The sequence below is a fragment of the Brevundimonas sp. genome (assembly GCF_050729455.1).
In the GTDB taxonomy this organism is placed as follows: Bacteria; Pseudomonadota; Alphaproteobacteria; order Caulobacterales; family Caulobacteraceae; genus Brevundimonas.
In genome coordinates, this window is the sequence record NZ_JBOHLI010000008.1 from 31,884 (window position 1) to 46,596 (window position 14,713).

Here is a 14,713-nt window from a genome sequence, read left to right on the forward strand (position 1 = left end):
ATGAGCCGCGTCCTGATCCTGAACCCCGCCGATGATGTGGCCATCGCCCTGGACGACATCGCCGTGGGCGACACGCCCGAGGGGCTGGACGCGCCCGCGCGCGCCGCTGTCGCCACCGGGCACAAGATCGCCCGTCGTGCGGTGGAGGCGGGCGGACTGGTCCGTCGCTATGGTCAGGTCATCGGCCGAGCCAGGGCGGCCATCGCGGTAGGCGACCATGTTCATGTGCACAACCTGGCCATGGCCATGGCCGAGGACGGGCGCGAGGCCGAGGTCGGCGTGGACGTGAAGCCGCTCGAAGCCCTGTCTGGGGCGACCTTCAACGGCATCGTCCGCGCGGACGATCGGGTGGGGACGCGGAACTACATCGGCGTCCTGACCAGCGTGAACTGCTCGGCCACGGTGGCGCGGCGCATCGCCGACGCCTTCCCCGATTCCGCCTTGCCCCAGGGCGTCGACGGGGTGGTGGCCTTCACCCATCAGGGCGGTTGCGGCGGGTCTTCGTTGTCGAGCGACACGACCCTGCTGCAACGGACGCTGGCGGGGTACGCGCGGCATCCGAACTTCCATTCGATCCTGATCGTGGGTCTGGGCTGCGAGGCCAATCAGATCCCGGCCTGGCTGGCCAATGAGGGTCTGGAGGCGGGGCCTTCCTTGCGCGCCCTGACCATTCAGGAAGCCGGCGGCACGGCCCGCGCCATCGAGGCGGGGATCGAGGTCGTGCGTGAACTGGTGAGCGAGGCCGCCAAGGTCCAACGCCAGCCGGTGTCGGCGGCGCACCTGACGGTCGGCCTGCAATGCGGCGGGTCGGACGGCTGGTCCGGCGTCACGGCCAATCCGGCGTTGGGGGCCGCAGTCGACCTGCTGGTCGCCCACGGTGGTTCGGCCATGCTGTCGGAAACGCCGGAGATCTGGGGGGCGGAGCATCTGCTGCTGCGCCGCGCGGCCTCGCAGGCGGTGGCGGATCGGCTGAACGCGCGTCTGGAATGGTGGCGGGCCTATGCCGACAAGCACGGCATGGAGCTGAACAACAATCCGTCGCCCGGCAACCTGAAGGGCGGCCTGACCACCATTCTGGAGAAGTCGCTGGGCGCGGTGGCCAAGTCGGGCTCGACGCCGCTGAACGACGTGATCGGCTATGCCGAGCCGCTGACCGCCCGGGGGCTGAGCTTCATGGACAGCCCCGGCTATGACCCTTGCTCGGCGACGGGGCAGATCGCCTCGGGCGCCAATCTGATCGTCTTCACCACGGGGCGGGGTTCGGTCTTCGGCGCCAAGCCCGCGCCGTCGATCAAGGTCGCCTCCAACGCCAAGCTGGCCAGTTGGATGGACGAGGACATGGACATCGACGCCTCGCCGGTGCTGACCGGCGCGCCGATGGAGGACGTGGGGCGGGCCATCTTCGAGCGGATGCTGGCCGTGGCCTCGGGCGAGCCGTCCAAGTCGGAGGCCCTGGGCATCGGCGACAACGAGTTCGTGCCCTGGCAGGTCGGCGCCTATCTCTAGACTCGGAGGCAGGGCTTGGGTCAGCCCTCCAGCGTCTCGATCAGTTCGCCCATGTTGCGGATGAAGACCTGGGTGGAGATGCATTCCACCGGATAATCGGTGTTGTAGGGCGAGGTGTCCCACAGGTCGCCGACGCGGGTGGTCTGATACTCGCCGCCCGTCACGGCCGCCGGGGCTTCGCCGATATAGGGGTTGGAGGTCGTGGTCAGCGGCGAGGGCCAGTAGCCGCGCGCATTCAGGCCCGCGACCAGTTCGGCGGCGCGGCCGGAGGCGGGGCGGGCGAGGCGGCGCGCGTCCGACGACATGTCCCAGACGTCGACGTCCTGAAGCGTGAAGTATTTCGGCAGCTTCAGCGAGCCTGCGCGGGCCTTCAGCGGCGAGTTGCGGCTGGCTTCCTCGGGCGACTTGGCGGCCAGGCCCTCGTACTCGCGGCGCAGGGCGGCGGTGTCGACGCTGCGGAACGAGCCGTAGTGGACGATCAGATTGTTCGGGTTGGTGTCGGCGTAATACTGGCCGTTGGTGACGTTCGACCCGCGCCGGTGGATATAGACCGGGGTGTTCGTGCCCTCGAGGATGAAGGTCGGGTGGGTGCGGCCCGGCGCGATCAGCGACTGCGGCGTCTTCACCTGATCCAGCCAGTCCAGGGCCTCGGGCAGGCGGGCCAGGTATTTGCGGTCGCCGGTCAGGCGATAGAAGCCCAGCATCGACCTGATGTTCGTGCCGGTGGCGTGGGTGGCGAAGGCCTGGGGCTCGATGGTGCGGGCGCCGGCGGGCTTCAGGGTGTCAGGGAAGTGCTGCAGGCCCCAGGCCGGCTGCGGCTGCGGCTGCTGGGTCTTCACGAAGATGTCCATGCCGCGATGGATGGCGTCCAGCACGCGCGCGTCGCCGCGACCGTTCGTCGCCAGGCCATGCCAGGCGTAGAGTAGGAACTCCAGGTTCTCGCCCGCCACGTCGTCGTTGAAAGTGATGTAGGGGGTGTAGTCGGCGTGGCCGTGAACGCCGCCGCCCTGCACGAAGGGATAGCGCTGCGGCCAGCCGCCGTTCGGATATTGGGCGTCGAGGACGAACTGGATCGCCTTGTCCAGCGGGGCGCGATACTGGCGCTCGCGCTTCTCCAGATAGACCCGCAGCAGCAGCTGCGAGGCCTCGGCCGTGCCGGCGTCGTCGAAGGTGGCGTTGCCGTAGTAGCGGTGGAATTCCTCCATCCGCCAGGCGTTCTTGCCGTAGGTGGCGTACCAGCGCTTCAGCGCTTCCTCGCCCGCCGTGTCGATGACGTAGTTCCAGCCGCCGGCCGGGTGCTGGCCCCGGATCAGGGCGTCGGTCGCGGACTTGGCGGCCTCATAGAACTGCTCGTCGCCAGTGGCGTGATAGGCGTCGAGATAGAGGTGGCCCATCGTCGCTGTGCCCGGAGGCTGGACCCAGATCATGGTCGGCGAGGCTTCCAGTTCGCCCCAGCGGCGCGAGAAGTCGGGCAGGACGTTCCAGACATAGCCGCCCTCGACGGCGGCCTCGTCGGTCATGAAGCGCGTGGCGCGCTTCATCGCGGCCAGGACGGCGGCGCGGTCGGGCGCGGCCTGCATGACGGTTCTAGCCAGGGCAGGAGCGGAGGCGGCCGTGAAGGTCGCGGCGGCGCCGGCGGCCAGCAGGGCGCGGCGGTTCATGCTTGTCATGGTGTCTTCCTCGGATGCGTCGCCTCGCAGCTCTGGCGGCTGCTTGAGTCAGCGGAGCTAATCATGATTGACACCGGTTTCCTAGTGCCGGAGCGCGGCTGAAAACGCGCCGGGTTTCACGATGCCGTCAGCGGCGGATGTCGAAGCCGCCGTCGCCCATGGCCGCGCGCACCTCGGCGGCGGTGAACAGGTTGAAGTCGCCCGGCACCGAGTGTTTCAGACCCGCCGCCGCCAGACCGAAGTCCAGGGCTTCTTGATCAGTCCAGCCGCTCCACAGGCCGAACAGCACGCCCGAGGCGAAGGCGTCGCCGCCGCCCACTCGGTCCACGACGCCGGTCATGTGAATGGCTTCGGCGCAGGTCTCGACCACACTGTCGTCAGCACCGCGCGTCAGCATGACCGCCGACAGGGCCTGATCGGCGACGCTTTCCTGCACGCGCAGGGTGCAGGCGATGCGTTGCAGGCGGGGGAAGGCGGCGAAGGCGGCGGCGGCGGCCAGGCGGCGGCGCGCATGGGGATCGGCGTCCTCGAACTTCGTCTTCAGCACCAGGGCGAAGTCGCGGTCGTCAGCGAAGGCGATCTCGGCCCAGGCCAGCATCCTGCCGAGGGTCCCGGGCGGATCGCCGGCCCATTGCTCCCACAGCTTGCCGCGGAAATTGCCATCGTAGCTGACGCGGACGCCCTTGCGCACGGCGGCTTCGACCAGTTCGACCGCCGCGCGCGAGCCGTTGGGGCCGGTGGCGGGGGTCACGCCGGAGACGTGCAGCCATTCATAGCCGTCCAGCAGGGCGTCCCAGTCGAAGGCGTCGGCGACGCGCTCGACAAAGGCTGAACCGGCGCGATCGTAGAGGACTTCCGATGGACGGCGAACGGCGCCGGGCGTCAGGAAATAGAGGCCCATGCGGCCGGGGGCGAAGACGATGGGTGTCGTATCCACGCCGTAGCGCCGCACCTCGTCGCGGGCGGCCTGGCCCAGGGCGTTGTCGGGCAGGACGGTCGCCATCGCCGCCGGCGCGCCGAAGCGGGCCAGGGCGACGGCGACATTGGCCTCGGCCCCGCCCGGACGCGCGGTCAGGGCAGGGGACTGCAGCAGCAGCTCGTTCTGGTTCGGACTGAACCGCAGCAGCATCTCGCCGAAGCAGAGGATGCCTTTGTCTTTGGGGCCTATGCTCGCGACGCGGTCGCTCGCGGCTTGAGGCCTGTTCGCTGCTGACGGGTCTTGGGTCATGCTTGGGACGCTAACGCGGGATCAACGCGCCTGCCAGCCGCCGTCGACCGGCAGGATGGCGCCCTGGACATAGTCCGAGGCCCGGCTGGCCAGGAAGACGGCGGCGCCGCCCAGGTCCGAAGGCTCGCCCCAACGTCCGGCCGGAATGCGGCCCAGGATCTCGGCCGAACGCACCGGGTCCTCGCGAAGGGCCTGGGTGTTGGCCGTGGCGAAATAGCCGGGGGCGATGGCGTTGGCGGTGATGCGGTGCGGCGCCCACTCGTTGGCCATCAGCTTGGTCAGGCCCGCGACGCCCGACTTGGACGCCGTGTAGGACGGAACCCGGATGCCGCCCTGGAAGGACAGCATGGAGGCGATGTTGATAATCTTGCCCCCGTCGCCCTGTTTGATGAAGTGGCGGGCGACCGCCTGGCTCATGAAGAAGACCGTCTTCAGGTTGATGTTCATCACCAAGTCCCAGTCGGCTTCGGTGAAGTCGACGGCGTCGGCGCGACGGATCAGGCCGGCGTTGTTCACCAGGATGTCGATCCGGCCCATGGCGGCCAGGGCTTCCTGAACCACCCGCTCGACCGGCTCGATCGAGGTCAGATCGGCGCTGACCGCCGCGGCGCGACGGCCCATGGCCTGGACCTTGGCGACCGTTTCGTCGGAATCCGACAGGGCGACCGAGACGATGTCGGCGCCGGCTTCGGCCAGCGCCAGGGCGATGCCCTGGCCCAGGCCCGTGTTGCCACCGGTGACCAGGGCCACCTTGCCGGTCAGGTCGAACGGGTTGCTCATGACGTTTCTCCCCCAGTTTCTGGATTATTTCAGCTGACAGATGTCGAGCTTGTTCATGTCCGTGTAGTCGAGGTTCTCGCCGCCCATGCCCCAGATGAAGGTGTAGTTCGACGTGCCTGCGCCCATGTGGATCGACCACGGCGGGCTGATGACGGCTTCACCGTCGGCCATGATGATGTGACGCGCCTTGTCGGGCTCGCCCATGAAGTGGAAGACGCGGTCGTTCTCGCCCAGACCGAAGTAGAGGTAGGCCTCCGAGCGGCGGTCGTGCAGATGCGGCGGCATGGTGTTCCACACCGAACCGGGCTTCAGGACGGTCACGCCCAGCAGCAGTTGGCAGGACTTCACCTTGGCCGGAACGATGTACTGGTAGATCGTGCGCTCGTTGGAGGTCTCCAGCGAACCCATTTCCAGCGGCACGGCGTCGGCGATGTTGATCTTGGCCAGGTCGTAGCGCGTGTGGGCCGGGGTCGAGATCAGATAGAACTTGGCCGGGTTGGCGGCGTCCTTCGAGGCGAAGACGACATCGGCCGCGCCCATCGGCACATAGAGACCGTCGCGGAAGTCCAGATCGATGGCTTCGCCGTCAACGGTCACGGAGCCTGCGCCGCCGATGTTCACGACGCCCAGCTCGCGGGCGACCAGGAAGGGCTGGCCGGCCAGCGACGGCGGTTCGGAGTGGGTCGGCAGGCTGAGCGGGGCGTCGGTCGGCGTGGCGCCGCCGATGATCATCCGCTCGTTGTGCGAATAGTTGAGGCTGATCCGGCCCGCCTGGAACAGGCCGCCGACCAGGTAGCGGTCGCGCAGCTGGTCGTTGGAGGCGCCCTCCATCATGTCGGGATGGGTCGCGTGATAAACCTTGTCGTACACCTTGGATCCTCCTGGATTCCGCGAGCGGAAATCGGTTGCAGCGGGTTCGGCCGCCGTCTTCTGACCGGTTAGGTAACCGGTGTCAGAGTCGAGAGCAAGGGGCGACTTGTCGCGAGGGGCTTCGCGTCAGACGGCGGAAATGGAGGAGTGGCGCACCACCAGGGCCGGGCGCACCTCAGGCTGCTGCAGCTTGGCGGGATCGACGCCGCGCATGGGCGCCAGCAGCTTCTCGGCGGCCATCCGGCCCATGTCGCGGATGGGCAGTCGCACCGATGTCAGATTGGGCCAGACCCGCGCCGCCATCGGCAGGTCGTCGAAGCCGACGACCGACAGGTCGCGCGGCAGCTCCATGCCCCGCTCGCGCGCCGCCTGCATGACGCCCAGGGCCATGTCGTCGTTCAGGGTGAAGATGGCGGTCGGCGGCTGGGGGAGGGACAGCAGGGCATGGCCCGTCTCGACGCCGGATTCATAGGTATAGGCGCCCTGCAGGTCGTATTCCGGCGGCAGGGAGATGCCGCGCTCGGCCAGGGCGTCGATGAAGCCCTGACCGCGCACGGCGGACGAGCGGAACGAGGCCAGACCGCGCACCAGGGCGATTCGTCGGTGGCCCAGGTCAGCCAGATGCCGCGCGGCTTCGGCAGCGCCGATCCAGTCGTTGGTCACGACCATGTTCTGCGGCTCGTCCAGCGTCAGCGAGGCGATGCGGACATAAGGGCAGTCCAGTTCCCGCAGCAGCTCGATCACTGAATCGTCTTCGGACACCGAGGGCGGCATGATGACGCCGAACAACCTCTGCCGCTCGACGAAGCCGCGGATGTCCTTGAGCAGGGTGGGGGAGTTGCGGCTGCAGGGATGGACGACCAGTTCGAGGCCCGATCCCTTTAGCGCGTCCAGAATGCCCTGCTGCATATTGACGACGTAGGTGGGGCTCGGCTGATCGTAGATCATGCCGATCAGGAAGGACCGCCGGAACGCAAGGCCGCGCGCCTGCGGATCGGGAATGAAGCCCAGTTCGTCGATCGCCGCCTGGACGCGCTCGCGCGTGTCCTCGCGCACGAAGGGCGACTGGTTGATGACGCGCGAAACCGTCTTCTTCGAGACCTCGGCCACGCGGGCGACATCATTGATGGTAGCGCGTTTGCCCGCCTTGGTCGGCCGCGAATCGTCTTGCGACAACAGCGTTCCCCCTCGTGTTCTTTTTCTGACCATAAGGCATAGCCCCGCTCGGCGTCGTGCGCCATGGGCTGTTTTTAAGGCGGATTGACACCGGTTTCCTAAGCCGCCCATTATCCGGCGTTTTCCAATGGGGCGTCATTTGACCGACCAGATCATTCATTCGGAGCGCTGCGTATGACGGCGGCTCCCGTTCAGACGCCGATCACGGATCAGGCCGTCGCCGAGACCTTCGTCAGCGCGCGCCTCGCCGCGCGCGCCGTGCCGGGCTATCCGGGCGACGCGCCCGAACAGATGGCCCGCTCCTACGCTATTCAGGACGCGGCCATCGCCCTCTACCCGGACCGGGTCGTCGGCTGGAAAGTGGGCGGCGTGCCCCCGGCGCAGCAGCCGGCCCTGGGCATCCACCGTCTGGCCGGCGCCATCTTCGCCGGCAATGTCTGGACCGCGGGCGAAGCGCCGACGCCTCTGCCCGCCATCGACGGCGGCTTCGCGGCGGTCGAGGCCGAGTTCATCGCCCGCATCGGCGCCGACGCCGATCCCGCCAAGACCGACTGGACCATCGAGGAAGCCGCCGATCAGATCGACGCCGTCTTCATCGGCGTGGAACTGGCGGGCAGTCCGCTGTCGGCCATCAACGACCTGGGCTCGGCCGTGGTCGCGTCGGATTTCGGCAACAACGGCGGTCTGGTGATCGGCCCGGAACTGAACGACTGGCGCGACCGGCTGGACGCGATCAAGGTCGAGACCGTCATCGACGGCGTCAGCGTCGGCAAGGGCGGCTCGCCCTCGCTGGCCGGCGGCGCTCTGGAATCGGTGCGTTTCCTGCTGGAGCACTGCGCCCGCTGGGGCCGTCCGCTGACGGCGGGAACGCTGGTCTCGACCGGCGCCGTGACGGGGGTGCACCGCATCTACGCCGGCAGCGAATCCACGTGCGTGTTCGACGGCGTGGGAGAAGTTCGCTGCACGGTCGTGAAGGCCGCGCCGCATCCGACGCAGGACTAGTATCAACACAGCGCGAACCCGTCCGCCGTTCAGGGCGGTCAAGAAGACGGGACGCGCCGAGGAAACCAAGGGAATGGGTCTCGTACCATGAGTGACGCTTCGAAAGCCGCACCCGCCGGGGAGGGGCCGATCCGCGTGACGGCGCCGCCGGCGGGCAAGTACCGCTGGATCGTGATGTGGCTGCTGTTCGCGGCCATGGTCATCAACTACGTCGATCGTCAGATGATCGGCTTCCTCAAGCCGACGCTGTCGGCCGAGTTCGGTTGGTCCGAGACGGACTATGCGGACATCGTCTTCTGGTTCCAGGCCTCCTACGCCGTCTTCTACCTGATCTTCGGGCGGGTGATGGACAAGATCGGCGCGCGCTGGGGCCTGGGGGTCGCCTTCCTGATCTGGCAGATCGGCCACATGATGCACGGCGCCGCGCGCGACCTGTCGCACTTCATCATGGCCCGGATGCTGCTGGGCGTCGGCGAGGCCGGCGGCTTCCCTGGCGGGATCAAGGCCGTGGCCGAGTGGTTCCCCAAGAAGGAACGCGCCTTCGCCACCGGCCTGTTCAACGCCGGCACCAACATCGGCGCCATCGTCACGCCTCTGGTCGTGCCGGTCCTGGTGCTCAGCTTCGGCTGGCAGATGGCCTTTGTCGTCACCGGCCTGCTGGGCCTGATCTGGCTGCCGATCTGGCTGCTGGTCTATCGCCGTCCGCGTGAAGTGAAGAAGCTGTCCACGGCCGAGCTGGAATGGATCGAGCAGGACCCGGCCGACGCCGTCGAGAAGATCGGCTGGAAGAAGCTGCTGACGGTCAAGGAGACCTGGGCCTATGCCGCGGGCAAGTTCCTGATCGACCCGATCTGGTGGATGTTCCTGTTCTGGCTGCCCGACTTCCTGGGCAAGAGCTACGGCCTGGACCTGAAGACCTTCGGCCCGCCGATCGTGGCCATCTATCTGCTGTCCGACGTCGGTTCGGTCGGCGGCGGCTGGCTGTCGTCGAAGTTCCTTCACAAGGGCATGAGCCTGAACAAGGCGCGCAAGCTGACCATGTTGCTCTGCGCCCTGTGCGCCGTGCCGGTCGCCTTCGCCGCCTTCGCCTCGAACCTGTGGGTGGCGGTGCTGATCATCGGTCTGGCCACGGCGGCCCACCAGGGTTTCTCGGCCAACCTCTACGCCTTCCCTGGCGACGTCTTCCCGCGCGGCGCCGTGGGCTCGGTCGTCGGCATCGGGGGGATGTTGGGCGGCATCGGCGGCATGATCATGGCCAAGTACGCCGGCTTCGTTCTGGACAAGATCGGCACCTACACCCCGATCTTCGTGGTGGCGGGCTCGGCCTATCTGGTGGCCCTGCTGGTGGTCCACCTGATCTCGCCGCGATACGAACCGGCCAAGGTCTGATGACCTGACGCCGACAGGGGGCGCTCGTCTGAGGGGGCGAGCGCCCCTTTTCAATTCGGGACAGGAGGCGGGCATGGATCTGCATAGACGCAGTCTGCTGATCATGGGGGCGGCGGCCCCGGCCTTGATGCCGGCCGGGCCGACCACGGCGACGGCGCAGACCTCGGCGCTGGCACCCGCCGACCCGACCGAGGTGATCCGCCTCTGGCCCCAGGGCGCGCCGGGCGGGGAGGGGGTGACGGTGGTCCCCGTCGTCCCCGAGCGCTCGACCGATCCGGCCTATCGCGACCGTTACGCCCAATACACCACCGACCCGATCATGACGGTGATGCGGCCCGAGAAGCCCAACGGCTCGGCCCTGCTGCTGATCCCCGGCGGCGGCTATCGCTGGTCGGTGCTGGACAAGGAAGGGTTCGACGTCGCCCGCGTCTTCGCCGCCAGCGGCACGACCTGCTTCGTCCTGCGCTATCGCCTGCCGGCCGACGGCTGGGCGGCGGGAGCGGATGCGCCGCTGCAGGACGCGCAGCGGGCCATCCGCCTGATCCGCAGCCGGGCCGCCGAGTTCGGCGTTCGCCCCGACCGGATCGCAGTGCTGGGCGCCTCGGCGGGCGGGCATCTGGCCGGGCTGGCCAGCGCGCGGACAGACGCCGCCTATGCGCCGGTCGATGCGGCGGACGAGGCGTCCCTGCGGCCCGACCTGACGGTGCTGATGTATCCGGTCGCGACCATGGCGGACCCCCATGTTCATGCGGGATCGCGGACGCACCTGCTGGGCGAGGCGCCGAGCGAGGCGCGGATCGCCGCCTATTCGCTGGAGCGGATGAACTGGGCGGGCGCGGCGCCGGTCTTCCTGCTGCACGCGATGGACGACGCCTCGGTGGCGGTCGAGAACAGCCTGATGCTGCTGGCCACGCTGAAGGCGGCTTCCGTGCAGGCCGAGGCCCACCTGTTCCAGGAGGGCGGCCACGGCTTCGGCGTGCGCCTGATCCAGGGGCGGCCGGCTCAGGTCTGGCCCGAACTGGCGCGCGCCTGGGCTGCGCGGCTGGACTTTTCTCTCTAGGTCCCGGGCTGGACGTAGGGAATGGTCGAGAAGAAGGCGCGCTCGTCGCCGCGCGGGTCGTTCGCCATCCGGGTCTCCACGTCGAACAGCAGGGTCTGGCGCGTCGGCAGCTCATAGCGGTCCCAACGCGGCAGGCCCGCGTGGTTGGGATCACCGGCGCGCGCCAGGGCGATGAAGGCGTCGCTCATCCGGTCGGCCACGGCTTGCGAACCCGGTCCGTTCGTGCGCGATCCCGGCGCGTCCACGTTGTCGAACGCCAGAGGGATGTCGGCGGTGTGAAAGGCGCCCTTGCGGCCCGACGCCGTCTCGCCCGGGAAATCCAGTTGATAGACCCAGGCGGGCGCGCCCGCCCTGGCGCGTTCCTCGGCCTCGATCACCGCGCCGCGCCATGACCGTCCGGCGGTGGTGGCGGCGATCAGCACCTGATCCGGCGACCAGTCGGGATGCATCCGGCGATAGCCCTCGATCACGGCCTCGGGCGTGATGTCGATGCGCATGACGCCGGGCGACATCCGCGCGGCCAGCGTCTCCCAGGTCAGGCCGAGGTTCTTCGGATCATTGCCCATGAAGCCGAGGGTCTCCTCGCGCGTATTGCCGATGATCATGGGGATGCCGAGGCCCTGCGGCGCGGCGTCGGGATAGAAGGGGTGGCGCGGCAGGTTGCGGAAATCCAGCACCGGCCCGAAGTAGAGCCCGCCGTAGCCGAGGATAGGGTCCTCGACGCTTTGGGCCTCCAGCAGCCGTTCGAGCGACATGGTCGCAGCCTCATGGGCGCGGTCGGGCGTCAGGCCCAGGGCCTTGAGCCAGGCGGTCGCTCGGGTCGTGGCGTTGAGGGGGCCCGACGCCGTGACCTGCTGGCCGCTCATGGTCGCGGCGCGATGGAACAGGCCCTTGGCGGCGGGCGTGGCCATCAGGGTCGCGATCTTGGCCCCGCCGCCCGACTGGCCGAAGACCATGACGCGCTCGGGATCGCCGCCGAAGGCCGCGATGTTGTCGCGCACCCAGCGCAGGGCCAGGATCAGGTCCATCTGGCCGACATTGCCCGAGTCCTCGAACCCTGGTGTCAGCCGCGCCAGATAGGCGTAGCCCAGAGCGTTCAGCCGGTGGTTCAGCGTCACCACCACCACGTCGCCGCGCGCCGCCAGCCGCGTCCCGTCATAGAGCGGGTCCGACCCCGAGCCGCTCGAATAGGCGCCGCCGTGGATATAGACCATGACCGGTCGGCGGCCCGCGTCGGTCCCGGGCGTCCAGACGTTGAGGAACAGGCAGTCCTCGCTCTGGTTCGGTTCATCGCCCCGCTGCGGGCTGGCGGCGCCGTAGGCGAAGGCGGGCGCCGGATCGCGCCACGGCGCCGGCGGTTCCGGCGGCTGGAACCGACGCGTCGGCGCGCCGTAGCGCAGGCCCTTGAAGACAGCGAGTCCGTCCTGTCGTCGGCCGATCACCGGCCCATGGCGCGTGGCTGCGCGGGGCGCGCCCCTGTCGGCCCATGCGACCGATGGAGCGGCGGCGGCGGTCAGACCGGCGAAGACGGCGGATCGGCGGGTCAGCATCAGGGCTTCCTTGGCGATGCGGAATGTGAAGAAACCGGTGTCACTACTTCAGCAGCGAAAAGGCCGAGGGCGCCAGAGCCCGGCGCGAAAAGGCGGCGGCCCGCACGGCGCCGTTGAAATGGTTGACGCGGTTGAAGCGGCATCCCACCGAGGTCGCGCCCGCGCCCTGCGGGCGGAAGGCCAGGGGCGCCTCGCCCTGCAGCACTCCGTTGACGAAGCTGCGATAGGTCGCGCCGTCGTAGGTCTGGGCGACATGGGCCCATTCGCCGACGGGGTGCAGCTTGTCCGGGAAGATCAGCACCTGATTATAGCCGGGACCCTTGGTGAAGGCGTCCAGGCACCACTGGCGATCATAGACCCGGATCTCGAACAGGAAGCGCGTGCCTGGCCATTGCTCGGCGCCCGTCGCCGGAGGCGTTTCCTGCAGGTGGAACCAGCGCTGCTCGTGCGCCCCGCCATCGGGACGGAACAGGGCCTCGAAGGTGAAGTGCTCGGCCCCGGCCAGGGGGTGATTGTCGATGAACAGGGCGTCGTCGACCCCATCGAACCGGACGGCGCGGCCGAACGGCGAGTCCGTCAGCTGGGGTTGGCCTTCCACCGTCACGGCATGGCCGCCGATGGCCGCCAGGCGGTCGAAGGTCCAGACCTCCGGCTGTGCCGAGCCTGCCCTTGCAAGAGACCGAGAGGCGCTGCCGCTGGTCGCCAGCGCCAAGCCGCCGACGAGGACGGAACGACGCGCCATGGTTTTTTCGCTGAAGGCGACGGGCAAGGTTCCAACTCCATGGACACAGGCGGAGAGAATAGTTGCCGCTGATTCTGCATCCTCAACGAATGTTAGGCCATTCCAGCTCCTCGGACGGCCGTGTTTGGGTGCTTCGTGAAAATAGCGGTTGAACACCCCCGCCGCCGTCATGCAGTAGTCGCGCATGGGGGTTTCTGACGAACGGGCGCTGTGGCTTGCCACATATGTCATGCCGCACGAGCCGGCCGTGCGCGGCTGGCTGCGCCGGAGTCGTCAGCCTGATTTCGACGTCGACGACATCATTCAGGAAGCCTACGCCAAGCTGGTGACGGTCGCCGACGTGTCGGAGATCCGCAACGTCCGGGCCTATTTCTTCCGCACCGCCTATTCGGTGGTGGTCAGCCGGGTCAGGCGCAAGAGCGTGGTGTCGATCCGTTCCCTGGCCGAGGTCGAGAGCCTGCAGCTGGCGGTGGACGAGCTGACGCCGGAGGACACGGCCATGGCCCGGAACGAGCTTCAGGTGCTGGCCGAGATGATTTCTCGCCTGCCGGAAAAAACGCGAAAGATATTCCTTTTGAGCCGGGTCTCGGGGCTTTCGCAGAAGGAAGTTTCGCGACGGACCGGGATTGCGGAAAGCACGGTCGAAAAACACATAGCCAAGGGGCTGGGTCTGCTGATGGCGGCCTATGCCGATGGCGGATTCGGCGCGGTGGTCGCGTCTAGGACTGACAAGCAACAACGCGGACGAGTTCATGGTCAGGCAGTCAAGCCAGGAGGTTGAGCGGGCCGCTTGCCTCTGGGCGGCCAGGCTTGACGACGGACCGCTGTCACCGGCGGATCAGGCGGAACTGGACGCCTGGCTGGAAGGCGACGTGCGCCGTCTGGGCGCCTTTGCCCGGGCGCGGGCCGTTGCGGTTCACAGTCGCCGGGCGGCGGCCCTGGCGGGCGGGGCCATCCCGTTCACGCGCGCGGCGCCCAAACCTGTTCTGAGCCGGCGCGGTCTGATCGCGGCCTCGGTTTCCCTGCTCGCGGTCGGCGGGGCAGGGGCGCTGGGCGCTTTCTGGAAACGCGCGCAGCCGTTCGAGACGCGGATGGGCGAGACCCGTGTCGTGCCACTGGACGACGGGTCAGTGATGACGCTGAACACCCTGTCGGAAGGCGACGTCCGCTACAATCGCAAGGCCCGCGAGATCGTGCTGAACACGGGCGAGGCCCTGTTCAACGTGGTCGCCGACGTCGGCCGCCCCTTCGTCGTTCGCTCGGGCGAGGCGGCCGTGATCGCCAACGGCGCCAGTTTCCTGGTGCGAAAACTGGGCGAGGCTCCGTTGCAGGTCGTCTCGTTCGGGGGGCTGGTCGAACTGAACGGCGCGAGCGGCGAGGGCCTGAAGCTGGCGGCCAACACCCGCGCCCTCCTGGCCGACGGCGCCCAACCGGTCCGTACCGGCGAGGTCGACGCTGATCGCGAACTGGCCTGGCGGCACGGCCGGATTCAGCTGGAAGACGAGACCCTGTCCCGCGCGGTTCGGGAGTTCGCCCGCTATAACGCCACGCGGATCGTGCCGGCCGATCCGGCGGTCGCGAACCTCAGGATCACCGGCCTGTTCGTGGCCAACGACCCGGTCTCCTTCGCCCGTGCGGCTGCCGGCAGTCTGAATCTGGACGTGGCCGTGAACGCCGAAGAGATCCGCCTGAGCCGCCGTCTGGCCTGAATTCCGACCACGAATTGCTTTTTTTGGAGGA

Annotated in this window: 13 protein-coding genes; 6 read left to right on the plus strand and 7 right to left on the minus strand. The window is 68.4% G+C overall.

Annotated features, from left to right (window positions below):
• A complete protein-coding gene (locus ACREEF_RS03665) occupies positions 1 to 1,506 on the plus strand; it encodes a UxaA family hydrolase (RefSeq protein ID WP_431564255.1) in 1,506 nt (501 codons plus the stop codon).
• 20 nt (positions 1,507 to 1,526) lie between these two features.
• On the opposite strand, the gene ACREEF_RS03670 is transcribed toward ACREEF_RS03665, so the two are convergent.
• From ACREEF_RS03670 to ACREEF_RS03690, 5 genes are all read right to left on the minus strand, one after another.
• Complete coding sequence (locus ACREEF_RS03670; protein WP_431564256.1) at positions 1,527 to 3,176, minus strand: pectate lyase; 1,650 nt, start codon at positions 3,174 to 3,176, stop codon at positions 1,527 to 1,529.
• A 127-nt stretch (positions 3,177 to 3,303) separates the two neighbouring features.
• Positions 3,304 to 4,344 carry a PfkB family carbohydrate kinase gene (locus tag ACREEF_RS03675; protein ID WP_431564276.1) on the minus strand — a complete coding sequence of 347 codons (1,041 nt, stop codon included), beginning with the start codon at positions 4,342 to 4,344 and terminating at the stop codon, positions 3,304 to 3,306.
• Positions 4,345 to 4,425: 81 nt separating this feature from the next.
• A complete protein-coding gene (kduD, locus tag ACREEF_RS03680; protein ID WP_431564257.1) occupies positions 4,426 to 5,184 on the minus strand; it encodes a 2-dehydro-3-deoxy-D-gluconate 5-dehydrogenase KduD in 759 nt (252 codons plus the stop codon).
• 24 nt (positions 5,185 to 5,208) lie between these two features.
• On the minus strand, positions 5,209 to 6,054 hold the full coding sequence (gene kduI, locus ACREEF_RS03685) for a 5-dehydro-4-deoxy-D-glucuronate isomerase (RefSeq protein ID WP_431564258.1): 846 nt from the start codon (positions 6,052 to 6,054) through the stop codon (positions 5,209 to 5,211).
• A 126-nt stretch (positions 6,055 to 6,180) separates the two neighbouring features.
• Entirely contained in the window at positions 6,181 to 7,230 is a 1,050-nt protein-coding gene (locus tag ACREEF_RS03690; RefSeq protein WP_431564259.1) for a LacI family DNA-binding transcriptional regulator, read from the minus strand.
• 174 nt (positions 7,231 to 7,404) lie between these two features.
• Here ACREEF_RS03690 and ACREEF_RS03695 point away from each other — a divergent pair, with 174 nt between their 5' ends.
• The 3 genes from ACREEF_RS03695 (at position 7,405) to ACREEF_RS03705 (ending at position 10,681) form a co-directional block, all read left to right on the plus strand.
• Positions 7,405 to 8,232, plus strand: a complete 828-nt coding sequence (locus tag ACREEF_RS03695) for a 2-keto-4-pentenoate hydratase (protein ID WP_431564260.1) — start codon at positions 7,405 to 7,407, stop codon at positions 8,230 to 8,232.
• A gap of 174 nt (positions 8,233 to 8,406) precedes the next feature.
• Positions 8,407 to 9,621 (plus strand): MFS transporter, encoded by a 1,215-nt coding sequence (locus ACREEF_RS03700; RefSeq protein WP_431564277.1) that lies wholly within the window; start codon positions 8,407 to 8,409, stop codon positions 9,619 to 9,621.
• A gap of 73 nt (positions 9,622 to 9,694) precedes the next feature.
• Positions 9,695 to 10,681: an alpha/beta hydrolase gene (locus ACREEF_RS03705; protein WP_431564261.1), complete on the plus strand. Its 987-nt coding sequence runs from the start codon at positions 9,695 to 9,697 to the stop codon at positions 10,679 to 10,681.
• On the opposite strand, the gene ACREEF_RS03710 is transcribed toward ACREEF_RS03705, so the two are convergent.
• Together ACREEF_RS03710 and ACREEF_RS03715 are read right to left on the minus strand one after the other, a co-directional pair.
• Complete coding sequence (locus ACREEF_RS03710; RefSeq protein ID WP_431564262.1) at positions 10,678 to 12,231, minus strand: carboxylesterase/lipase family protein; 1,554 nt, start codon at positions 12,229 to 12,231, stop codon at positions 10,678 to 10,680. The genes ACREEF_RS03705 and ACREEF_RS03710 overlap by 4 nt on opposite strands.
• Positions 12,232 to 12,274: 43 nt before the next feature.
• The gene (locus ACREEF_RS03715; RefSeq protein WP_431564263.1) at positions 12,275 to 12,973 is read right to left on the minus strand and encodes a LamG-like jellyroll fold domain-containing protein; all 699 of its coding nucleotides are present in this window, start codon (positions 12,971 to 12,973) and stop codon (positions 12,275 to 12,277) included.
• Positions 12,974 to 13,157: 184 nt separating this feature from the next.
• Between ACREEF_RS03715 and ACREEF_RS03720 the strand changes: the two genes are divergently transcribed.
• A complete protein-coding gene (locus tag ACREEF_RS03720; protein ID WP_431564264.1) occupies positions 13,158 to 13,754 on the plus strand; it encodes an RNA polymerase sigma factor in 597 nt (198 codons plus the stop codon).
• Positions 13,726 to 14,682, plus strand: a complete 957-nt coding sequence (locus tag ACREEF_RS03725) for a FecR family protein (protein WP_431564265.1) — start codon at positions 13,726 to 13,728, stop codon at positions 14,680 to 14,682. The genes ACREEF_RS03720 and ACREEF_RS03725 overlap by 29 nt, the downstream gene beginning before the upstream one ends.
• Positions 14,683 to 14,713: the final 31 nt, after the last annotated feature.